Annotated in this window: 20 protein-coding genes; 8 read left to right on the top strand and 12 right to left on the bottom strand. The window is 65.9% G+C overall.

Features of this window, described 5'->3' with window-relative positions:
* Positions 1 to 104: 104 nt before the first annotated feature.
* From IFT65_RS10720 to IFT65_RS10710, 3 genes are all read left to right on the top strand, one after another.
* Positions 105 to 2,072, top strand: a complete 1,968-nt coding sequence (locus IFT65_RS10720) for an oligopeptide transporter, OPT family (protein WP_192081420.1) — start codon at positions 105 to 107, stop codon at positions 2,070 to 2,072.
* 138 nt (positions 2,073 to 2,210) lie between these two features.
* Positions 2,211 to 4,289, top strand: coding sequence for a S9 family peptidase (locus IFT65_RS10715; protein ID WP_192081419.1), 2,079 nt, complete (start codon positions 2,211 to 2,213; stop codon positions 4,287 to 4,289).
* Positions 4,290 to 4,415: 126 nt separating this feature from the next.
* Positions 4,416 to 5,657, top strand: a complete 1,242-nt coding sequence (locus IFT65_RS10710) for a DUF819 family protein (protein ID WP_188326483.1) — start codon at positions 4,416 to 4,418, stop codon at positions 5,655 to 5,657.
* 172 nt (positions 5,658 to 5,829) lie between these two features.
* Here IFT65_RS10710 and IFT65_RS10705 read toward each other — a convergent pair whose 3' ends face one another.
* The 5 genes from IFT65_RS10705 to IFT65_RS10685 are packed head-to-tail and all read right to left on the bottom strand — an operon-like array spanning position 5,830 to position 8,866.
* Complete coding sequence (locus tag IFT65_RS10705; RefSeq protein ID WP_192081418.1) at positions 5,830 to 6,309, bottom strand: hypothetical protein; 480 nt, start codon at positions 6,307 to 6,309, stop codon at positions 5,830 to 5,832.
* Between the two features lie 46 nt (positions 6,310 to 6,355).
* Complete coding sequence (gene minE / locus IFT65_RS10700) at positions 6,356 to 6,616, bottom strand: cell division topological specificity factor MinE (RefSeq protein WP_188326485.1); 261 nt, start codon at positions 6,614 to 6,616, stop codon at positions 6,356 to 6,358.
* A gap of 2 nt (positions 6,617 to 6,618) precedes the next feature.
* Complete coding sequence (gene minD / locus IFT65_RS10695) at positions 6,619 to 7,428, bottom strand: septum site-determining protein MinD (protein WP_188326486.1); 810 nt, start codon at positions 7,426 to 7,428, stop codon at positions 6,619 to 6,621.
* Between the two features lie 36 nt (positions 7,429 to 7,464).
* Positions 7,465 to 8,256, bottom strand: a complete 792-nt coding sequence (gene minC / locus IFT65_RS10690) for a septum site-determining protein MinC (RefSeq protein WP_192081417.1) — start codon at positions 8,254 to 8,256, stop codon at positions 7,465 to 7,467.
* A 13-nt stretch (positions 8,257 to 8,269) separates the two neighbouring features.
* Positions 8,270 to 8,866, bottom strand: a complete 597-nt coding sequence (locus IFT65_RS10685) for a GNAT family N-acetyltransferase (protein WP_188326488.1) — start codon at positions 8,864 to 8,866, stop codon at positions 8,270 to 8,272.
* Positions 8,867 to 9,006: 140 nt separating this feature from the next.
* On the opposite strand from IFT65_RS10685, the gene IFT65_RS10680 reads away from it, so the two are divergent.
* The 4 genes from IFT65_RS10680 (at position 9,007) to IFT65_RS10665 (ending at position 12,596) form a co-directional block, all read left to right on the top strand.
* Positions 9,007 to 10,197, top strand: a complete 1,191-nt coding sequence (locus IFT65_RS10680; RefSeq protein ID WP_188326489.1) for a sensor histidine kinase — start codon at positions 9,007 to 9,009, stop codon at positions 10,195 to 10,197.
* Positions 10,197 to 10,838 carry a response regulator transcription factor gene (locus tag IFT65_RS10675; RefSeq protein ID WP_188326490.1) on the top strand — a complete coding sequence of 214 codons (642 nt, stop codon included), beginning with the start codon at positions 10,197 to 10,199 and terminating at the stop codon, positions 10,836 to 10,838. The genes IFT65_RS10680 and IFT65_RS10675 overlap by 1 nt, the downstream gene beginning before the upstream one ends.
* Positions 10,839 to 11,067: 229 nt before the next feature.
* On the top strand, positions 11,068 to 12,141 hold the full coding sequence (locus IFT65_RS10670; protein WP_188326491.1) for an SRPBCC family protein: 1,074 nt from the start codon (positions 11,068 to 11,070) through the stop codon (positions 12,139 to 12,141).
* An 83-nt stretch (positions 12,142 to 12,224) separates the two neighbouring features.
* On the top strand, positions 12,225 to 12,596 hold the full coding sequence (locus IFT65_RS10665) for a DUF423 domain-containing protein (RefSeq protein WP_188326492.1): 372 nt from the start codon (positions 12,225 to 12,227) through the stop codon (positions 12,594 to 12,596).
* 175 nt (positions 12,597 to 12,771) lie between these two features.
* Here the strand turns inward: IFT65_RS10665 and IFT65_RS10660 are convergent, their stop codons facing one another.
* The 6 genes from IFT65_RS10660 to IFT65_RS10635 form a co-directional block, all read right to left on the bottom strand.
* Entirely contained in the window at positions 12,772 to 13,581 is an 810-nt protein-coding gene (locus tag IFT65_RS10660) for a M15 family metallopeptidase (RefSeq protein WP_192081416.1), read from the bottom strand.
* Between the two features lie 80 nt (positions 13,582 to 13,661).
* Positions 13,662 to 14,210, bottom strand: coding sequence for a hypothetical protein (locus IFT65_RS10655; RefSeq protein WP_342029557.1), 549 nt, complete (start codon positions 14,208 to 14,210; stop codon positions 13,662 to 13,664).
* Positions 14,211 to 14,239: 29 nt separating this feature from the next.
* Positions 14,240 to 15,526, bottom strand: a complete 1,287-nt coding sequence (locus IFT65_RS10650; RefSeq protein ID WP_249405133.1) for an alpha/beta fold hydrolase — start codon at positions 15,524 to 15,526, stop codon at positions 14,240 to 14,242.
* A gap of 2 nt (positions 15,527 to 15,528) precedes the next feature.
* Positions 15,529 to 15,705 (bottom strand): DUF4177 domain-containing protein, encoded by a 177-nt coding sequence (locus tag IFT65_RS10645; RefSeq protein WP_188326495.1) that lies wholly within the window; start codon positions 15,703 to 15,705, stop codon positions 15,529 to 15,531.
* Entirely contained in the window at positions 15,702 to 15,881 is a 180-nt protein-coding gene (locus IFT65_RS10640; RefSeq protein WP_188326496.1) for an Arc family DNA binding domain-containing protein, read from the bottom strand. The genes IFT65_RS10645 and IFT65_RS10640 overlap by 4 nt, the downstream gene beginning before the upstream one ends.
* A gap of 21 nt (positions 15,882 to 15,902) precedes the next feature.
* On the bottom strand, positions 15,903 to 16,781 hold the full coding sequence (locus tag IFT65_RS10635) for an SPFH domain-containing protein (protein ID WP_192081414.1): 879 nt from the start codon (positions 16,779 to 16,781) through the stop codon (positions 15,903 to 15,905).
* 132 nt (positions 16,782 to 16,913) lie between these two features.
* Here IFT65_RS10635 and purT point away from each other — a divergent pair, with 132 nt between their 5' ends.
* Positions 16,914 to 18,098 (top strand): formate-dependent phosphoribosylglycinamide formyltransferase, encoded by a 1,185-nt coding sequence (gene purT, locus IFT65_RS10630; RefSeq protein WP_192081413.1) that lies wholly within the window; start codon positions 16,914 to 16,916, stop codon positions 18,096 to 18,098.
* A gap of 476 nt (positions 18,099 to 18,574) precedes the next feature.
* Here the strand turns inward: purT and IFT65_RS10625 are convergent, their stop codons facing one another.
* Positions 18,575 to 19,792 (bottom strand): endonuclease/exonuclease/phosphatase family protein, encoded by a 1,218-nt coding sequence (locus tag IFT65_RS10625; RefSeq protein WP_192081412.1) that lies wholly within the window; start codon positions 19,790 to 19,792, stop codon positions 18,575 to 18,577.
* Positions 19,793 to 19,799: the final 7 nt, after the last annotated feature.

The raw sequence follows: 19,799 nt of genomic DNA, 5'->3' as shown, positions 1-19,799 counted from the left end.
TCATTTGGAAGGTGTGCCAAGCCAGTCTTCCTGCGTGCGCGTGCTGGACTTGCCGCAGCCCGGACGCTAGCGTTGCAGGGATTTTTTTCGTATCAGGGGCTTCAATGAACAACGTCGCTGCGCCCAAGCAGCTCACGTTCCGCGCGGTGGTGCTTTCCATCGTGCTGGCCGTGGTGCTGTCGGCCGCCAACGCCTATCTGGGTCTGTTCGCAGGCCTGACCATCGCTACGGCGATTCCTGCCGCAGTGATCTCCATGGGCGTGCTGCGCCTGCTCGGCGGCGGTTCCATCCTGGAAAACAACATCGTGCAGACCGGTGCGTCTGCCGGCTCGTCGATCGCTGCCGGTGTGATCTTCACCATCCCGGCGCTGGTGATCATGGGCTACTGGCCGGACTTCAAGTACTGGTGGGTGCTCGGCATCGCCGGTCTGGGTGGTCTGCTGGGCGTGCTGTTCTCGGTGCCGCTGCGGCGCTCGATGATCGTCGAAGATCCACTGCCGTTCCCGGAAGGAAAGGCCGCGGCCGAAGTGCTCAAGGCCGGTGAGAACCCCGGGCCGGGCATGAAGATTCTTGCCGTGTCGGCGGTGATCGGCGCCGTGGTGAAGGTCGCCGCCGCCAGCGGTCTGCGGCTGATTCCCGACGCGTGGGCCACCGCAGCCTACGTGGGCAGCTCCAAGGTCACCGCGTTCATCGGCACCAACCTGTCGCCGGCATTGCTGGGCGTGGGTTACATCGTCGGCCTCAACGTCGGCATCGTGGTGGTGGGCGGCTCGATCCTCACCTGGCACATCGCCATTCCGATCTACCAGGCGTTCTTCCTCAACACCGACCCCGCCCTGGCCGCGTCCATCGCCACGGCATCGGCCACCGATGCGGCCTTCGCCATCTGGGGCGCGAAGATGCGCTACCTGGGCGTGGGCGCGATGCTGATCGGTGGCATCTGGACCCTGTTCTCGCTGCGCAAGTCGCTGCTGAGCGGCGTCAAGAGCGGCTTCGCCGCAGCCCGCAAGAGCACCGGCCCGGCCGTCGCCGAGACCGAGCGCGACCTGCCGATGAAGTGGATGCTGGTGGCGCTGGTGGTGTTCACCCTGCCGCTGCTTGCGCTGTACCAGGCGATCGTTGGCCAGTGGCATGTGTCGATCCCGATGACCATCATCATGATCGTCGCCGGCTTCCTGTTCGTGTCGGTATCTGCGTACCTGGCCGGCCTGATCGGCTCGTCGAACAACCCGGTGTCGGGTATCACCATCTCCACCATCCTGTTCGCGTCGGCGGTGCTGGTGCTGCTGCTGGGCAAGGACGGCCTGACCCCGGTCGGCGCCTTCGGGGCCCCGCTGGGTGCGGTCGCGGCGATCATGATCGGCGCGGTGGTGTGCTGCGCCGCTGCCGTGGGCGGTGACAACCTGCAGGATCTGAAGGCCGGTTACATCGTCGGCGCCACCCCATGGAAACAGCAGCTGATGCTGGGCATCGGCGCGTTCTCGTGCGCGCTGATCATGGCCCCGGTGCTGAACCTGCTGGCTACCGCCTACGGCATCGGTGCGCCGACGCCGGAGCATCCCAACGCGCTGGCCGCACCGCAGGCCAACCTGATGGCGTCGGTGGCCCGTGGCCTGTTCGGCGGCGAGCTGCCGTGGAACTTCATCATCATGGGCGCCGTGGTGGGTGCGGCGATCATTGCCCTCGACGAGTGGCTGAAGAAGACCGGCAAGCGCTTCCGCGTGCCGGTGCTGGCGGCCGCCATCGGCATCTACCTGCCGCTGGAACTGATGGTGCCGATCTTCCTCGGCGGCCTGATTTCCTATCTGGTGGAACGCTTCCACAAGATCCGCGCTGAAGACGAAGAGGGCCGTGACCGCGTGCACCGCCCGGGCGTGCTGTTTGCCGCAGGCCTGATCACCGGTGAAGCCCTGATGGGCATCGCCATCGCCGTGCCGATCGTGGTCAGTGGCAGCGCCGACGTGCTGGCGCTTCCGGTCACGCTGCCGGCTGCGCAGTGGATCGGGCTGGCCGTGCTGTTCCTGGTCGGCTGGCTGATCTACCGCACCGGCAAGCGCGCCAGCGCTGCCTGATCACGTGCTGATCCGGGGTCGGATCCCGTTTGCCCTGCGAACGGAATCCGGCCCCGACCTGGCCCCATGACCGATGGGCTAGGCAGGGTGGGCCGCGCAGGCCTACCATCGACGTTTTGCCGTCCTGCGGAGAACCCGATGAAACTGCGCCATGCCCTGTTGCCGTTGAGCCTGCTTGCGGCCCTGCCGTCCGTGGCGGCCGCCCGCGGTCTCGATGTCCGCGACATGATCGCGATGGACCGGGTGTCTTCGCCCGTGCTCAGTGCCGACGGTGGCACCGTGGTGTTCGCCAAGCGCAGCGTGGATGCGCAGCAGAAGGCCAGCAGCGCGCTGTTCGTGCGCAACCTGCGTACCCGCGATGCGGCGCCGCCGAAGCAGGTCACCCCGGCCGGCTGGAACGTCAACTCGGCGTCGCTGTCCGCCGACGGCCGCACCGTGTACTTCCTCAGCAGCAAGAACGGCAGCCAGCAGCTGTACGCGCAGGGCCTCGACGGCGTCGCACCGCGCCAGCTGACCGATTTCCCGGTGGACGTGGACAGCTACCACGTGTCGCCGCAGGACGACCGCGTGCTGTTCAGCGCTGGGGTGTTCCAGGACTGTGGCTCCGACCTGGCCTGCACCGAGAAGAAACTCGCCGCGAAGAAGGACACCAAGGCCAGCGGCCAGGTGTTCGACACGATGTTCGTGCGTCATTGGGATACCTGGAACGATGGCCGCCGCAACACCTTGTTCGTCGCTCCGCTGCCCACGGGCAAGGCCGCTGGCGTCAAGGGCGCCTCGGCGCTGAGCGCCACTCTGGCCGGTGATGCACCGTCCAAGCCGTTCGGCGGCAACGATGATTTTGCGTGGTCGCCCGATGGCCGCAGCGTGGTGGCGAGCATCCGCGTGGCCGGTCGCGAAGAGCCGTGGTCGACCAACTTCGATCTGTACCGCTTCGATGCCGCTGGCAAGCAGGCGCCGGTCAACCTGACCGCCGACAACCCCGCGTGGGATGCCGGCCCGGTGTTCAGTGCCGACGGCAAGACGCTGTTCTACCGCGCGATGAAGCGTCCCGGCTTCGAGGCCGATCGCTACGCCCTGATGGCGATGGACCTGGGTACCGGCAAGCGCCGCGAAATCGCCGCAGACTGGGACCGCTCCGCCGGCGGCATCGTGCTGTCGGCCGACGGCAGCACGATCTACACCACCGCCGACGACATGGGCGAGCATCCGCTGTTCGCGGTGGACGTGGCCAGCGGCAAGGTGGAAAAGCTGGTGGGCGAGGGCAGTGTCACGGCGGTGGATGTGGCCGGCGGCAGCGTCGCCATTACCCGCAACAGCCTGAAGAGCAATGACCAGGTGCTGGTCGGCCTGCTGCCTGCGGCAGGCGAGGCGATGGGTGCGCTGCGTGCCCTGACGCCTTCCGCGGAAGAGGTGCTGAAGGACGTTGATTTCGGCGACTTCGAGCAGTTCTCGTTCAAGGGCTGGAACAACGACACCGTGCACGGTTACGTGGTCAAGCCGCACGATTACGTGGAAGGCAAGCAGTACCCGGTGGCGTTCCTGATCCACGGTGGCCCGCAGGGCAGCTTCGGCAATGGCTGGAGCTACCGCTGGAATCCGCAGACCTATACCGGCCAGGGCTATGCGGTGGTGATGATCGATTTCCACGGCTCCACCGGCTACGGCCAGGCGTTCACCGATGCGATCAGCCAGCATTGGGGCGACCGTCCGCTGGAAGATCTGCAGAAGGGTTGGGACGCTGCGCTGAAGCAGTACGCGTTCCTGGATGGTGACAAGGCCTGTGCACTGGGTGCCAGCTACGGCGGCTTCATGGTCAACTGGATCGCCGGCAACTGGAACAGCCCGTTCAAGTGCCTGGTCAACCACGATGGTGTGTTCGACCAGCGCATGATGGGGTACGCCACCGAAGAGCTGTGGTTCACCGAGTGGGAGCAGGGCGGCACGCCGTTCGCCAAGCCGGCCAACTACGAGAAGTTCAACCCGGTCAACCACGTGGCGGACTGGAAGAAGCCGATCCTGATCATCCACGGCCAGCTGGATTACCGCATCCCGGTGGAGCAGGGGTTGGCCGCGTTCACCGCCGCGCAGCGCCAGGGCATCGACTCGAAGTTCCTGTACTTCCCCGATGAGAACCATTGGGGGCTGAAGCCGGCCAACAGCGTGCTCTGGCACGACACGGTCAACGCGTGGCTGAAGCAGCACATCGGGCAGTAAGGCCCGTTTGAAGCGCCGCTCCTCGGGGCGGCGCTTTCATGTGAGGTAGAGCCGACTTTAGTCGGCTGCCATTCCGTTTCACTGACAGCAGCCGACTGAAGTCGGCTCTACCGGGTGCCTGCGTCCATGCCTTCGACTCCCTTGATCCAGAACGACATCGTCGTCTTCGGTTTGATTGCCGCTACCCTCGGTGCGGTGTTCTGGACGGCTTCCCGCGAGCAGGGGCTGTGGAAGCGGTTCTACGCCTTCGTGCCGGCGCTGCTGTTGTGTTACCTGCTGCCCGGCATCTACAACACGGTGGGCCTGATCGACGGCCAGAACACCAAGCTGTACAACCCCATCGCCCGCGACGTGCTGCTGCCGGCCGCGCTGGTGCTGCTCACCCTGGCGGTGGACATCAAGGGCATCCTGCGGCTGGGGCCGAAACTGGTGCTGATGTACCTGGGGGCGTCGGCCAGCATCATGATCGGTGCCGTCGTGGCGTTCCTGCTGATGCGCGCGCTGCACCCGGAAACGGTCGCCGGCGATACGTGGGCCGGCATGGCGGCGCTGGCCGGCAGCTGGATTGGTGGCGGCGCGAACATGCTGGCGATGCGCGAAGTCTTCGACGTCAATGCGACCACGTTCGGCCAGTTCGCGGTGGTCGATGTCGGCGTGGGCTATGTGTGGATGGCCGTGCTGATCTTCATGGCGGGGCGTTCGGCGAAGATCGATGCGCGCAGCGGGGCCGACACCACGCCCATCGATGAGCTCAAAGAACGCATCGCCCGCTTCCAGGCCGAACACGAGCGTGTGCCGACCTTGACCGACCTGATGCTGATCGTGGCGGTGGCCTTTGGCGGTGTGGGCCTGGCCCATGCGCTGGGTGCGCCCTTGGCGGCGTGGTTCAAGCTCAATGTCAGCTGGGCATCGCAGTTCAGCCTGGACGCGCCGTTCGTCTGGGTGGTGGTGCTGTCCACCACGTTGGGCCTGGCCCTGAGCTTTACCCGGGCACGCACCCTGGAAGGTGTGGGTGCATCGCGCGTCGGCTCACTGCTGCTTTACTTCCTGATCGCCTGCATCGGCATGCAGATGGACCTGCTGGCGCTGCTGGACCGGCCGTGGCTGTTCCTGCTGGGCATCATCTGGATCGCGGTGCACATCGTGCTGCTGTGGCTGTTGGCGAAGCTGCTGAACGTGCCGTTCTTCTACTTCGCCATCGGTTCGCAGAGCAACATCGGCGGGCCGGCATCGGCACCGGTGGTGGCCGCGGCATTCCATCCGTCGCTGGCGCCGGTGGGCGTGCTGCTGGGCACGATGGGCTACGCGACCGGCACGTACCTGGCCTACGTGGTGGGCATTACATTGCGGGCGCTGGCGGGGCAGTAGTTTTTTCGTCTTTCGTGGTGGGACCAGGCAGAAGCAGGTAGCGCCGAGCCATGCTCGGCGGAATCCATCCGTGCCCGTCAGCAGAAAGCCGCCGAGCATGGCTCGGCGCTACCGCTTTTGCGTTTGCTTTTCTTCCCGCCCTCGGCCCACCCGCACACACGGACACACCCGCTCAGCCGACCAACAACCCCCGTTCGACCAACCATGCGCGCGCGTCTTCGGCGTCCTGCTCGAACCAGGCGCGGGTGGAGCCCAGCCGGTAGGTGTAGCCCCAGGCATCCATGTCCGCCATCAGGCGGTCGCTGCCCACGCCGGGCAACTGCCCGGCCAGCACGATCTGCAGATAACAGGTGGCGTCTTCTTCGGGCACCGAATCGGTGGCGTCGGTGTGCACCAGCGCGCGGCGCTCCGGCGGCAGCACGATCAGATGGCAGGACTCGTGCAGCATCGAATGCACCGGGGTGTCATCGCGCACGTAGACATTGTGGGCGATGATGCCTGCCTCCGGTTCGCCCCAGTAACTGCCGGGGATCGGTTCCCCCGCCGCCACATGGTGCAGGTGCAGGCCGTGCGTGGCGAGCAGGCACGCGGCATCGGCGAAGGCGATGTCGCCCACGCAGGTGACGATGGGATCGGATGCAGGATCGGTCATGGCAGGTGTCGACCCCGTCCGCACCGGGTGCGGACGGGGCAAAGAATCAGGGCTTGTCAGGCCCTTCGGGCAGGGCCACGGAAATATCCAGCACGTCGTGCTGTCCATCCTTGACCAGGTCCACCCGTACCGCATCAACGTCGATGTTGACGTACTTGCGGATCACTTCCAGCAGCTCGCGCTGCATCAGCGGCAGGTAATCCGGACCGCCGCGATGGCTGCGTTCCTGCGCGATGATGATCTGCAGGCGGTTCTTCGCGGTCTCGGCGGTGGTCTTCTTCGCTTTCAGGAAATCGAACAGGCCCATGCTTACCCTCCGAACAGCTTGCTGAAGAAGCCCTTCTTGTCTACGGCGGTGAAGCGCATCGGGCGGTCTTCGCCCATGATGCGCGCGACGGCATCGTCATAGGCCTGGCCGGCCGGTGAGGTGCCATCCAGAATGACCGGCTCGCCCTTGTTGGAGGCATTGAGCACGTCGCCCGATTCCGGAATCACGCCGATGGCCTTCAGGCCCAGCACTTCTTCCACGTCGGTGATGCTGAGCATTTCGCCAGCTTCCACCCGGGTCGGGGTGTAGCGGGTCAGCAGCAGGAAGGCGGGTACGTCCTGGCCGTTCTCGGCCTTGTGGGTCTTCGAGTCCAGCAGACCGATGATGCGGTCCGAGTCGCGTACCGACGACACTTCCGGGTTCACCACCACGACGGCGCGGTCGGCGAAGTACATGGCCAGGAACGCGCCTTTTTCGATGCCGGCGGGCGAATCGCAGATGACGTACTCGAAGCCGTCGGCGGCCAGATCCTTCAGGACCTTGCCCACGCCTTCCTGGGTCAGTGCATCTTTGTCACGCGTCTGCGAGGCCGCCAGCACGTACAGGTTGTCAAAGCGCTTGTCTTTGATCAGGGCCTGCTTGAGGCTTGCTTCGCCATGCACGACGTTGACGAAGTCGTACACCACGCGGCGCTCGCAGCCCATGATGAGGTCAAGGTTGCGCAGGCCGACGTCGAAGTCGATCACCGCCACCTTTTTGCCACGACGTGCCAGGCCGCAGGCAAGGCTTGCGCTGGTGGTGGTCTTGCCGACGCCGCCCTTGCCGGAGGTGACTACGATGATTTCAGCCAAAGGACTTCTCCTGCTCTAGTTCTGGTTGGGGCTGCGTCAATCAAGCGCAGCGATCATGATCTGGTCCTGTTCCAGCCAGACCTGCACGGCCTTGCCGCGCAGGTTGTCCGGTACATCGTCCAATACCTTGTAGTGGCCGGCAATGGCTACCAGTTCGGCATGGAAATCGCGGCAGAAAATACGCGCCGCGGTGTTGCCTTGGGCACCGGCCAGCGCGCGTCCGCGCAGGGTGCCGTAAATATGGATGCTGCCATCGGCGATGACTTCGGCGCCGGCGCCCACGGTTGCCATCACCGTCAGGTCGCAGTTTTCCGCGTACAGCTGCTGGCCCGATCGTACATTGGCCAGTTGCATGCGGCCCGGCTTCGGTGCGCCGCCGGTGGCCGGCGGGGGCGCCGCCAGCGCTGCGCTTGCCGCCGCCGCACGGCGCGGTTCACGCGTCGGCGCGGGCGCAGCAGCAGCAGGGGCCTGGCGTGCCGTTACCGGCTCGGCATCCCCGCGTTCGTACTGGGCGCGGAACTTGGCCAGCAGCGGCAGGCCAAGCTGCTGGGACAGCAGCTCGATTTCCGACGTGCCGTAGGCCAACGCCACCGGCAGCACGCCGGCGCCGCGCAGCCCGTCCAGCAGCGCCTGCGCACTGGCAACATCCGGTGCGCGGGTCAGGCCGCCGAAATCCAGGATCACTGCGGCGCGGCCGAACAGCTTCGGCGCCCGCGTGACCCGCTCGTTCATTTCCTGCACCAGCCGTTCGACATCCATCGTGCGGATGCGCAGGTTGGCAATGCCCACCTGGCCGATCTTCAGCTCACCGGCCTGTTCGTAATCCATGTTCACCGCCACCTCAAGTACCCGTCGGCTGCTGTGCGTGCGCCGGCAACTGCCGGCCACGCGCCCATGCCACGTCTGGCAGCTTGCCGCCGTAGGTATCACTCACCCAGGCGTAGCTGCACAGTTCCTTGGCCAGCATGCTGGCGCGTACATCGACGTGCGGCATGGTGTTCTGGCCCAGTTCGCGGAAGCCGAAGCTGCCGTGGAAGAGCAGTGCCGCATCGGCGCCGTGGTCCTGGAAGACCTCGCACGTCATCTGCGGGTAGCGCAGTTCGGCATAGCTCTGCGCGTCGGCGTAGAACGCCCGCCCGACACCGCCGCCACGCCGACGGCTGGCGACCACGATGCGGTCGATATAGAAGAATCCGCTGTCCAGGTGCTGCTTGAACCAGGCGAAGTTGCTGCTGTCGTGCTCGCTTGCGCTGCCGAACCCGATCAGGAAGCCGGCAAGGTTGCCGTCGCGCTCGGCGACGCGGAAATATTCGGCCGTTTCATAGAACAGATGCAGCCGGTGCGCGTCCAGCGGCAGGATCGCCAGGCCGGCATTGTTGTTCAAGGCCAGGACGGAATCGAGCTCATGCTCGCGCACGTCGCGGATGACAATCGACATTGTGACTCCGTGGGGTGGTGCGTGTGGCCCGTTTCCGGACCGCTCCCATTGATTATTGCATGGGGGGACCGTCGCCGGGGGAATCCGGGGCATGACTTCCGTGGGAGTGACGCGGGCCGGGTTCAGCCTAAGATGCAGGGATGTTGGGAGCCCTCAGTCATACCCGCGTCCTCCGGCTGGCCGGCCTGTTCACCTGGGTCATGGTCGGCCTGCCGCTGGTTTATTCACAGATAGAGAACCTGCAGCGGCAAGGCGCTGACAACGGGCCGGCCATGCTGTTGTTCGGTGCCTACCTGGTGTTCGGCGGGGCCTACTTCCTGCTCACACGTGATCTGCGCAGTGGGGGCCACGCCAGCTGGATGGACCGCGGCATGCTCGTACTGCTGACCATTTCCGCGCTCGGCGTCAGCTTCCTGAGCGGCTCGGGGCTGGGCAGCATCCTGATGATGGTCGCCGCCGGGGTGATCCCGTGGATGCTTGCCGCGCACTACGGCGTGATCTGGCTGCTGTTGAGCCAGTTGGCGGTGGCGCCGGTGTACTACGTGCTGCTGCGCTTTCCCCTGTTCGAGGCGGTGATGCAGTCGCTGCTGTACGGCGGGTTCTCGATGTTCATCTTCGTCACCAGTCTGGTGGCCCGACAGCAGACCGATGCCCGTGAAGAACAGCGTCGTCTGAATACCGAGCTGCGCGCCACCCGTGTACTGCTGGCCGAAAGTGCCCGCGTCAACGAGCGCACGCGCATTTCCCGCGAGCTGCATGACCTGCTGGGCCACCACTTGACCGCGCTCAGCCTGAATCTGGAGGTCGCCGGTCACATCACCGAGGGGCGCGCGCAGGAGCACGTGCATCAGGCACACACGCTGGCGCGGCTGCTGCTGACCGATGTGCGCGAAGCGGTCAGCCAGCTGCGCGACAGCGGCGCGATCGATCTGGCCGCGGCGCTGCGCCCATTGACCCTGCGCGTACCGGCGCTGGAGGTGCACCTTGACGTGCCCACGCCGCTGTATGTGGAAGATCCCGAGCGCGCCCATGTGCTGCTGCGCTGCACCCAGGAGATCATCACCAATACCGTGCGCCACGCCGGTGCGCGTAATCTGTGGCTCAAGGTCCGCCGGGAAGAGGGCGGAGTGAGCCTGGAAGCACGCGACGATGGTGCCGGTACGGACGGAATCGTGGTAGGTAATGGCCTGCGCGGAATGCGCGAACGCCTGCAGCAATGCGGCGGGCAGCTGGAGATTGAAACCCGCCGTGGCGAAGGCTTCTGCCTGCGTGCCACGGTTCCCGGTGTTCCGGCCTTGGCGCTGAGCACTGCACCTGAAGGAGTTCGTTGATGATTCGCGTATGCCTGGTCGACGACCAAACCCTGGTGCGGCAGGGAATCCGCTCGCTGCTTGCACTGGACGATGGCATCGAAGTCATCGCCGAGGCGGCCGACGGCCGGCAGGCGGTGGAGCTCATTCCGCAGGTGAAGCCGGACGTCGTGCTGATGGACATGCGCATGCCGGCGATGTCGGGGCTGGAGGCGCTGCAGATGCTGTCCAAGCTGGGGCAGCTGCCGCCCACCATCATCCTCACCACCTTCGACGATGACCAGCTGGTGCTGGCGGGGCTGAAGGCCGGTGCGAAGGGCTATCTGCTCAAGGATGTGACCCTGGACCAGCTGGTCGGGGCGATCCGCACGGTGTCCGAGGGCGGTTCGCTGGTACAGCCGGCGGTGACCCAACGGCTGCTGTCCGGACTGGAGCACATGCGCAACGAGTTCGTCAGCCTGGACCGGCCGGACCCGTTGACCGATCGCGAGACGGAGATCCTCCGGCTGATGGCCAGCGGCTTCTCCAACAAGGAGATCGCCAATTCGCTCGGCGTGGCCGAGGGCACGATCAAGAACCACGTTTCCAACATCCTGTCCAAGCTCGGCGTGCGCGACCGTACGCGCGCCGTGCTCAAGGCATTCGAGTTGCAGTTGGTGTGAAAAACCTTGAATGACAAGGGTTTGGCGATAAACTGAACGACCCCCTGAAGGGGAACCCCTACTGGTGGGTAGCGGATGTGCGCTACCCTTCGGTCCCTTGTATGTACAAAACGGTTGCCGGCACGGAAACCGGTACGCCAAAACCAGATCTACAACGCCAACGAAGCTGCTAGGATTGGCGCTTCGCTTCAATCAACCCGGCCGTGGGATCGGCCCCGGAGACTTCTGAATGACCCGTATTATCGAGTTCCTGATCGCTTTGGGGATCGTGGCTGGCCTGTTCGTCATCATCGGCGTGGTCTTGCCGGGCCAGCGCCATGTTTCGGAAAGCATCGAAACCAACCGCAAGATGACGATCGTGTTCGACACGGTGAACAGCTTGCGCCGCTTCAAGGATTGGAACCCACTCCTGCTGCGTGATCCCGCTGCCGAACTGAAGTTCTCCGGCCCGGCTGCCGGCGTCGGTGCCACCTTGGATTACACCTCCAAGGACCTGGGCAACGGCACCTGGAAGATCACCGAGAGCGAAGAAAACAAGCGCGTTGCCATCGCTGTCGACGATGCCACCAAGGGCAGCGACAAGGTGACCACGTTCCTGCTCGAGCCGACTGGCAAGGGTGGCCGCAACGTCAAGATCACCCAGGATTACAGCGTCAACTACGGCTTCGATCTGTTCGGTCGTTATGCCGGCCTGTACGTCAGCCGCCACATCGGTGACGACCTGAAGCTGGGTCTGTCGCGCATGGCGAACATGCTGGCCACGGTGCCGAACATCGATTACCGCACCGCCGAAGCACCGTTGAACGACCTGGCCATCGTGGATGTCCCGGCCGAAGATCTGCTGGTCGTCAACGCGGGCAACGTGGATCGTGGCGAAGCCACCATCACCAAGTCCATCGCTGACAACGAGGAGTGGATCAAGCGCGTGATGGAAGCGAACAACCTGGAAGCTGCAGGTCCGTTCCGCCTGATCACCACCGATTTCGGTGCAGAGAAGTACGCCTTCGACGTGGCCCAGCCGGTCAAGAAGAAGGGCACCGAGGGCGTGTCGGCTGAAGAGCTGACCGTCAAGATCGACGGTGGCGCGCCGGTGAAGTACGTCCGCGTTGCACCGCACCGCTCGGCCCATGCGACCTTCACCGGTCACATGGCTGGCCTGGACATTGCCCGCAATGCCCTGCGCGCCTGGTCGGTGACCGGCGGCAACGAAGTGATCGACCGCCCGTACGAGACCTGGAATGGTGGCGTGCAGAAGTCCTTCACTGCAGAAGGTACGTACGACATCTATTGGGCCGTCAAGTAAGCCTGGACGCCTGATGTAACGTACGAACGAAAACGCGCCGCTCACTGCGGCGCGTTTTTTTTTGTAGTGCCCAAGGAGCCGCTATGTTTTCCATGGATCGACGTACCCGCAGGCCTTCGTTGCTGGCCTGCATCGGCGCGCTGTTGGCCGCAGCGTCCATCGGCGTGTCTGCCTACGCCTCGCACGGTGTCAGCGACCCGCTGGCGCAGCAGCACCTCAACATGGCCGCGCTGTATGCGTTCGCGCACGGTGCGGTACTGGTGGCATTGGGGCCGCGGGCGAGCACGTTCTTCGCGCAGTTGGGGTTGTGCGTGCTGCTGCTGGGCACGCTGCTGTTTGCCGGCAGCCTGGCCGGCAACGCGCTCTGGCAGTGGCCGACACGCTTCGCACCGATCGGCGGCAGTGCATTGATGCTGGGGTGGGTGCTGGTGGCGGTAGACGCCTTGCGGCGCTGAGTGACCTGGTAGCGCCGAGCCGTGCTCGGCGGAGGTGTCAGGCGCCGCTGCGCTCGCCGAGCGTGGCTCGGCGCTACCGATCACGGGCATTTCGGGGCAGGCTGTTGTAGCGCCGAGCCGTGCTCGGTGGAGGGGTCAGGCGCCGCTGCGCTCGCCGAGCGTCAATCAGGCGCGTTCAGGCGGCGGCCGGGTGCCATCGCCAATGCCACGGTTCGTAGACGATGCCATGCGGGTTGTCCTGCGGGTAACTCATCCGGAATCCATGCCGGTGCGCATGTTCCTGCAGCCAGGCGAACGCCGGGCTGTGCTCGAACGACGTTTCCGCAGGCGGCTCGCCAGGCGTGCCGATGTCCAGCGCCATGCCACTGTGGTGCTCGCTGAAACCCGGCGCCGCGTTCACCTGCAGAATCTGTTCGACCTGCTGCCCGCGGGCCCGCTTGCGTTCAAAAATTCCCAGCTGGTACGCGTGGCTGCGGTAACCGGAAATCGCGTCCAGGGCGACGCCGCTGCGTGCTGCCTGCAGGCGCATGCGTCGCCACGCCAGGGCGGCCGCTCGACGCAGCCACAGGGGGCGATGGAAACGGTCGCGACCGGCGTAGTGAAGCAGCACCGGTTCCGGCTCAAGCATCAGGCCACTCTGGTCCGCGTACGCATCAGCATCCAGCCCAAGCGGCTCGAGCCGATCCCGCAGGCCCTGCGGGGACAGCAGGTGCGTGTCCAAGGCGCCCGCGCCGCGTGCAGGATCCAGCCACGACAGCGCGTCGAGCGCCTCGGCGGTTCCGGGTTCCCGTGGCAGCTGGGCGATCAGCGAATGCACGCCCTGATCGAGCACCGCGGCAAGATAGCGGCCGTCGCGCTTGCGCCGGAGCACCCAATCCGCCCGCGCCAACAGGCGCGCATCGGCATTGCCGTGGGCGCGCAGCAGCGGGGCGGGCCACACTTCGATGGCGTCGGTGTTCAGCAGCAGGGGGATCGAGCGGTGCATGCGGTCAGCTTAGCGCGAAGCGCCGTGGGGGGCAGCCTGGGCAGGCCGCTCGGTGGCCCCGACCATGGCGCAGCCCCCGCTCACCCGCGATCGTTACGCAGCGCCTGCAGCAGCTGCTGTGGCTGCTCCACGCTCAGCAGCAGGGTAGGCCCCTCGCGCACCGGGATCACCAGCACCCGGCGCAGGTCGGTCACCAGGGCGAAGCCCTTGCCGCCACCGCGCAGGCGGTAATGGCCGGAGTGGAAGCCGGGCAGGCTGTATGCATTCGTCCTGCACTGCAGCCCTTGCCGCCGGTCCCGCGTCATGTCGATCACCACGGCTTCGTCCAGTTGCATGTCCAGGACGGCCGTGCGGCGGCGATAGAACGTGGACCACACCGTCAGCACGCCATTGTCCAGCTGCACCCGGCGCTGGAAGTACTTCCAGCAGAGCACGCCAGTGACGGTGATCGCCACCAGCAGACTCCATCCGGGGCTGCCCCCCATCGTGAAGTAAGGGGGCGAGGCGGTGATGTCGAAGATGAGCGTCGAGAAGGGCGCCGGTTCGCGCAGGTGCCACGCCGTCACGCCGATGAAGGACAGCATGGGCAGCAGGATCCAGAGCAGGCGCAGTGCCGAATCCTCGCTCACGTCGAAACAGCGGGGGTCGCTGCCGCCGCTCACTTCTGCGCCTCGATCCAGGTGGCGATGTCATCCACCAGCTGATCATCGACGTGGCCGGTCTGCGTGTATTCCTTCAGCGAACTGGGTCCGGTGCCGGCGATGCCGATGTGGTTCAAGGCCGGATAGCGCTTCCAGGCCACGTCGTTGCGTCCGTTCAATGCGGCTTGCCACAGCGCCCAGTCGGTGTCGGTGATCTGGAAGTCGCGCCCGCCGTGGACCAGCAGCAGCGGTTTGCGCAGGGCCTTGGCATCGGCGCGTGCATCTACTGCTTCGATGCTCTTCCAGAAGTGCTGGGGCACGCCCAACGGCAACGTGTCGGCGGCAGCAGGAACGTCGCTGCGCGCAGCGGCGATCTGTGCGTCCAACGTGTCGAGGAAGGCCTGTTCGGGGGCAGTGATGTCACCGTCCAGCCCCAGCAGGTAGCGGTTCTGTTCGGGCAGCAGGTCCAGCAGGCCGCGCGCCGGCGCCGCCCACATCACCACGCCGCGTGCCTGCGGCCAGCGGCTGGCGATGCGCGGTGCCAACATGCCGCCCTGGCTGTGGCCCAGGACGAACACACGGCGGCCATCGATGCGGGGATCGGCGGCCAGTGCGGTCAGTGCCGCGACGGCGTCGTCGGTGGTCTCGTCATCGATGTCGAACGGTTGCTGGAAATCCTGCGGGCGGGCGAGGGTGCGCTTGTCATAGCGCAGTACCGCGATGCCGTGTGCCGCCAGGCCGCGCGCGATGTCCAGGAAAGGGCGGTTGCCGCCGACGGTCTCGTCGCGGTCCTGCGGGCCGGAGCCGTGGACCAGCACCACTGCAGGGAAGGGGCCCTTGCCCTTGGGCAGCGCCAGCGTGCCGGGCAGTGCGCCGCGCTGCTGGGGAACGCTGAACTCCAGCTCCAGGAAGCGGGCGTCCGCTGCGGGCGCGGGTGCCTTCGCGGCCGGGGCAGGGCGCAGCAGCAGGCCGGCGATGTTGTCCTGTGGGTCTACCGCGATCTGGGCGATCAAGGCCGCGCTGGCGAACTGCAGCGGAACCTCCACCATCTGCATTCCCTGCTGCGTACTCACGCGTGCATCGCCGCGCTGTTGCAGATCACCCAGTGATTGCCACAACGCACGCAGCTTGGCAGCGGGCACGGCAGCGCGCATCTGCGGGGTGAACATGGATTCGGCGTCGTCGACACGCCCTGCCTGCAGGTGGTCGAGCAGTTGCACCGCGCGCGTCGCCGGTTCGCCTGCACAAGCCAGGCCGGCAGACAGTGACAGCGCCACGGCGAGCATCGTGCGATAAAAACGCATGCTCAGGCCTCCTTCTTGAAGACCAGGATCATCGGATTCAACGGAGCGAAGACGATGTTGACCAGCTCCCAGCCGAGCTGCCCCTGTCGATTCAGTTCCGTCTGCACTTCATCGACCTTGAAGCCGCCCATCAGGCCGGGCTTGATCTCGATGGTTTGATAGGTCCAGCGCTTGCTCATTCCTTGTGCTCCTTCGATGGGGGGGATTTGGGCAGCCGCCCGGCCTTGCGCAGCGCATCGCGCAGCACGTACTCGATCTGGGCGTTGAGGCTGCGCAGCTCGTCGTCAGCCCAGCGCTGCGCCGCGGCCAGGACATCGGCGTTGATGCGCAGTGGATAGGCTTTCTTCTCGCTCATGGAAACTCCTGTGACACCGACTCAGTACAGCGATCCGGCATTGATGACCGGCTGCGTGCCGCGGTCAGAGCACAATACCGTCAGCAGGTTGCTGACCATGTGCGCTTTGCGCTCTTCGTCCAGCTGCACCACACCGTTCTTCTGCAGTTCGCTCAGTGCCATTTCCACCATGCCCACCGCACCGGCGACGATGCGCGTGCGCGCGGCGATGACCGCGTTGGCCTGCTGCCGCTGCAGCATCGCCTGGGCGATCTCGGCGGCGTAGGCCAGATGGCTGATGCGCGCATCGATGATCTGCACGCCGGCATCGGCCAGCCGCTCGGCCAGCTCGTTCTTCAGGTGCAGGGAGATCTCGCTGGCATGGCTGCGCAGGGAAAGCTGGCCTTCTTCATGCTGGTCATACGGATAGCTGGTCGCCATCGCGCGCAGCGCGGATTCGGACTGGATATGCACGAAGCTCTCGTAGTCGTCCACGTTGTAGACGGCTTCGGAGGCATCCACCACCTGCCATACGATCACGGCCGCGATCTCGATCGGGCTGCCGTCGAGCTCGTTGACTTTGAGCTTGCCGCTTTCGACGTTGCGTACGCGCTGGCTGACACGGCGCTTGGCATAGAAGGGGTTGTTCCAGCGCAGGCCGTTGTCTTTCACCGTGCCGACATACTTGCCGAACAGGCTCAGCACAGCCGCCTGGTTGGGCTGCACGGTGTACAGGCCGATCAGCGGCAGCACCGCCACCATCATCAACACCACGCTGCCCAGCAACGGGACCGGGCTGGGGCGCACTCCGCTCGCACCGGTGATGCCGACCAGGAATACAACGCCCGCAATGCCGGCGATGACCAGAATGGCGGCCAGTACGGCCAGGCCATTGAGGGAGCGGATGGGCTGTTCTTTCATGGCGATACGTCCTTGAGGTGTCTGAGCTGGAAGATATCAAATTGATATCACTTTGCAAGTTCCGCTGTTCGGCCGGAAGGCCGGAGCGGCTAGAATGCCCCTCCGCCATCAGCTCGCCGTTGGATCGCCGCCATGTCTGCATTTGGAACCCCCCTGTCGCCCTCCGCTACCCGTGTATTGCTGCTCGGTTCGGGTGAACTCGGTAAGGAAGTGGCGATCGAACTGCAGCGGCTGGGCGTGGAAGTCATTGCGGCCGACCGCTATGCCGATGCGCCGGCGATGCAGGTTGCGCACCGGGCGCATGTGATCGACATGCTGGACGGCATGGCGTTGCGTGCGCTGATCGCAGAGGAGAAGCCGCATCTGGTGGTGCCCGAAATCGAAGCCATCCATACCGAAACGCTGGTCCAGCTGGAACAGGAGCAGGGCCTGCGCGTCGTGCCGACGGCGCGTGCCGCGCGGCTGACCATGGACCGCGAAGGCATTCGCCGGCTGGCAGCAGAAACGCTCGGCTTGCCGACCTCGCCGTACCGTTTCGTGGATACCGAGGCAGAGTATCGCGCGGCCGTGCAGGCCATCGGGCTGCCGTGCGTGGTCAAGCCGGTGATGTCGTCGTCGGGCAAGGGGCAGAGCACGCTGCGCAGCGAATCGGACATCGCGCCGGCGTGGGCGTATGCACAGACCGGTGGTCGCGCCGGTGCCGGCCGCTGCATCGTTGAAGGCTTCATCGACTTCGAGTACGAGATCACCCTGCTGACCGTGCGCCACGCGGGCGGCACCTCGTTCTGCGCGCCGATCGGCCACCTGCAGAAGGATGGCGACTACCGCGAGAGCTGGCAGCCGCAGGCGATGACGGCCGCGGCGCTGGCCCGCGCCGAGCAGATTTCGCAGGCCGTCACCGATGATCTCGGGGGCTGGGGGTTGTTCGGCGTCGAACTGTTCGTCAAGGGCGACGAGGTGTGGTTCAGCGAGGTCTCACCGCGCCCGCACGACACCGGCCTGGTCACGTTGGTATCGCAGGAACTGAGCGAGTTCGCCCTGCACGCGCGGGCGATCCTCGGCCTGCCGATTCCGGTGATCCGGCAGAGCGGACCGAGTGCCTCGTGTGCGCTGCTGGCACACGGCGAAGGCGTGCCGCACTTCGCCGACGTCGCCGCCGCGCTGCAGGTACCGGATACCGCCGTGCGCCTGTTCGGCAAACCCAGCGTGCACGGCCATCGCCGCGTCGGCGTCACCTTGGCCCGCGGCGAAAGCACGGATCAAGCGCGCGCCATTGCCCGCGACGCCGCCGCCGCCATCGGCGTAAGCCTGAAGTAGGGCCGCTGCTGTCTTTGGTAGGTAAAGCCGACGGGTAGAGCCGACCGGGTAGAGCCGACTTCAGTCGGCTGCCGTTAGGCGGACTCGCAGAGCAGCCGATGGGTAGAGCCGACTTCAGTCGGCTGATGTTGTGCGGACGCGCGGAGCAGCCGACAGGTAGAGCCGACTTCAGTCGGCTGCCGTTATGCGGACTCGAAGAGCAGCCGACAGGTAGAGCCGACTTCAGTCGGCTGATGTTATGCGGACGCGCGGAGCAGCCGACTGAAGTCGGCTCTACCGGCGTGGGCTGATGTTATGCGGACGCGCGGAGCAGCCGGCAGGTAGAGCCGACTTTAGTCGGCTGATGTTACGCGGACGCGCAGAGCAGCCGACTGGTAGAGCCGACTTCAGTCGGCTGATGTTATGCGGACGCGCGGAGCAGCCGACTGAAGTCGGCTCTACCCGTCGGCTCTACCGGTCGGCGCTACCCCTCAGCGTTACCGGACGTCGGCCCAGACGAGGTGGTGGTCGCTGCCGTCTGCGATGCGGGACTCGGGGCTGCCTTCGGCGGGCCAGAAGACACCGCCGCCGTGGTACGCGAAGCCGACGGAGGGCAGCACGTAATCCAGCCGCATCGTGCCCGACTTCGGGCCGAAATCGCCGGTTGCGTGCTGCGGGGCGCCACGGCGGGTGATGCCTTTGGCGGCGTAGGCCAGGCTGGTCTGCTCACCGCCCACGCTGGAGGGGGTGGCGTGGCGCAGCACGCGCGGGTGTTCCAGCAGTTCGACAATCGCCTCGTGGCGGCCATCGCCGTCCACCGGATCATTGTTGAGGTCACCCAGGATCACGAAGCGGGCATCCTGCGCCAGGCCGCCGCAGCGCTTCTGGTCATCGCACAGCCACGCGGTGTCACCGGCCGACAGGTAGGCCTGCCACAGCTTCAGTTCGTCATGGTTGCGCGCGGCATTGCGCTTTTCCGGGCCGTCGAACACCGGTGGGGTGGGGTGGGATACCAGGGCGTGCACCACGCCGGACGGGGTCTGCACCGGCACGTCCCAATGCGATTTGGACGACAGCCGCAGCTGGGCCCATACCGCGTCGCTGTAAAAATGCGTGCCGGTGCGCGGGTCCACCGGGCGGATCGCTCCGGGCAGCGCGCTCCACTTCAGCAACTGGAAGCTGCGCACCTTGGCTTCATCGATCGGGTAGCGCGACAGCACCAGCATGCCGTATTGGCCGGGGTGCAGGCCGTAGCCCCATGCATCGTTGCCGCGGCTGCGGCCCTCCCCGCCGATTTCGCCGTTGTTGTCCAGGTCCAGCCCGCTCTGCACGCCGGTATTCACCGGGGCCAGGTAGCGGTAGGCGAAATGCAGCGGCTCACCGCCGCCGTCCTGCGCGACCTCCAGATAGCGTTTCTGGAACAGATCGGCAGCCCGATGGGCGTCGTCGAAGTCGAACTCGTTGAGCAGCACCAGGTCCGGGCGCACCTGCTGCAGTACCGCGGCAATCTTGCGCGCATGCGCGCTGTCGCCTTCCAGTTCGGCGATCAACCCCCCGGTCTCGTCCGAGTACAGCGAGGTGTTGTAGGTGGCCAATCGCAGGGGCGAGGCGGCGTCGGGCATCGTGGCGGTACGCTCGGGGGTCTGCGCGCAGCCGCCGCACAGCAGGGCCAGGGCGACGGTCAGGGCAGGGAGGCGGAAGGCGGGAATTTTCATGGTCGGT

Source organism: Stenotrophomonas sp. CFBP 13725, from assembly GCF_014841935.1.
In the GTDB taxonomy this organism is placed as follows: Bacteria; Pseudomonadota; Gammaproteobacteria; order Xanthomonadales; family Xanthomonadaceae; genus Stenotrophomonas.
The sequence above is the reverse complement of the archived record's forward strand: the minus strand, read 5'-3'. Positions and strand labels throughout refer to the sequence as shown.

What these genes read in the sequence shown, in the direction of transcription:
- IFT65_RS10720 (WP_192081420.1), top strand. Translation starts at nt 105, where the DNA reads ATGAACAACGTCGCTGCGCCCAAGCAGCTCACGTTCCGCGCGGTGGTG.
- IFT65_RS10715 (WP_192081419.1), top strand. Translation starts at nt 2,211, where the DNA reads ATGAAACTGCGCCATGCCCTGTTGCCGTTGAGCCTGCTTGCGGCCCTG.
- IFT65_RS10710 (WP_188326483.1), top strand. Translation starts at nt 4,416, where the DNA reads ATGCCTTCGACTCCCTTGATCCAGAACGACATCGTCGTCTTCGGTTTG.
- IFT65_RS10705 (WP_192081418.1), bottom strand. Translation starts at nt 6,309, where the DNA reads ATGACCGATCCTGCATCCGATCCCATCGTCACCTGCGTGGGCGACATC.
- minE (WP_188326485.1), bottom strand. Translation starts at nt 6,616, where the DNA reads ATGGGCCTGTTCGATTTCCTGAAAGCGAAGAAGACCACCGCCGAGACC.
- minC (WP_192081417.1), bottom strand. Translation starts at nt 8,256, where the DNA reads ATGGATTACGAACAGGCCGGTGAGCTGAAGATCGGCCAGGTGGGCATT.
- IFT65_RS10685 (WP_188326488.1), bottom strand. Translation starts at nt 8,866, where the DNA reads ATGTCGATTGTCATCCGCGACGTGCGCGAGCATGAGCTCGATTCCGTC.
- IFT65_RS10680 (WP_188326489.1), top strand. Translation starts at nt 9,007, where the DNA reads ATGTTGGGAGCCCTCAGTCATACCCGCGTCCTCCGGCTGGCCGGCCTG.
- IFT65_RS10675 (WP_188326490.1), top strand. Translation starts at nt 10,197, where the DNA reads ATGATTCGCGTATGCCTGGTCGACGACCAAACCCTGGTGCGGCAGGGA.
- IFT65_RS10670 (WP_188326491.1), top strand. Translation starts at nt 11,068, where the DNA reads ATGACCCGTATTATCGAGTTCCTGATCGCTTTGGGGATCGTGGCTGGC.
- IFT65_RS10665 (WP_188326492.1), top strand. Translation starts at nt 12,225, where the DNA reads ATGTTTTCCATGGATCGACGTACCCGCAGGCCTTCGTTGCTGGCCTGC.
- IFT65_RS10660 (WP_192081416.1), bottom strand. Translation starts at nt 13,581, where the DNA reads ATGCACCGCTCGATCCCCCTGCTGCTGAACACCGACGCCATCGAAGTG.
- IFT65_RS10650 (WP_249405133.1), bottom strand. Translation starts at nt 15,526, where the DNA reads ATGCGTTTTTATCGCACGATGCTCGCCGTGGCGCTGTCACTGTCTGCC.
- IFT65_RS10645 (WP_188326495.1), bottom strand. Translation starts at nt 15,705, where the DNA reads ATGAGCAAGCGCTGGACCTATCAAACCATCGAGATCAAGCCCGGCCTG.
- IFT65_RS10640 (WP_188326496.1), bottom strand. Translation starts at nt 15,881, where the DNA reads ATGAGCGAGAAGAAAGCCTATCCACTGCGCATCAACGCCGATGTCCTG.
- IFT65_RS10635 (WP_192081414.1), bottom strand. Translation starts at nt 16,781, where the DNA reads ATGAAAGAACAGCCCATCCGCTCCCTCAATGGCCTGGCCGTACTGGCC.
- purT (WP_192081413.1), top strand. Translation starts at nt 16,914, where the DNA reads ATGTCTGCATTTGGAACCCCCCTGTCGCCCTCCGCTACCCGTGTATTG.
- IFT65_RS10625 (WP_192081412.1), bottom strand. Translation starts at nt 19,792, where the DNA reads ATGAAAATTCCCGCCTTCCGCCTCCCTGCCCTGACCGTCGCCCTGGCC.